We start from the raw sequence: 488 nt of genomic DNA on the forward strand, positions 1-488 counted from the left end.
CAAGTCGAGCGCCCGAACAATTCCATCACAGCAGCTGGACAATCGAGGATGGCGCACCGCCCGATATCTGGGCGATCGCACAGACGGCGGACGGTTTCCTGTGGCTAGGCACCGGCGGCGGCCTCTATCGATTCGACGGGATCCGCTTCGAGGAAATCCGTCCGCGCGTCGGCAAGCTGCCCAGCCGCAACATCACCGCCTTGCTGGCTACTCCAGACGGCGACCTGTGGCTTGGTTTCTACAATGGCCAAATCGCTCGTCTACGGGACGGAACGCTAACCCGCTTCGGTGCGGCCAATGACTCGGTCGACCGTTTGATACGCGGTCCCGATGGGACGATTTGGGCGGCCTTCTGGCGCGGCCCCCGGCACCTTGCGCGCTTCGACGGTGCGCGGTGGCACTGGATTCCCGCCGACCGCCGGATTGTCCCCGGCAAGCTTGGCAGCGTGGTCGCGGCGCAAGACGGCACGATCTGGGCGACCACAGAC

1 protein-coding gene is annotated in these 488 nt (G+C 65.4%); it reads left to right on the top strand.

Going from position 1 to position 488, the window contains the following annotated elements; genetic code table 11:
- The coding region (locus AACY52_RS30450) for a two-component regulator propeller domain-containing protein (protein WP_339561404.1) at positions 1 to 488 on the top strand (488 nt) is incomplete at both ends.

This window comes from Pseudomonas sp. EA_65y_Pfl1_P113 (genome assembly GCF_963970525.1).
GTDB classification, from domain to species: domain Bacteria; phylum Pseudomonadota; class Gammaproteobacteria; order Pseudomonadales; family Pseudomonadaceae; genus Aquipseudomonas; species Aquipseudomonas tritici.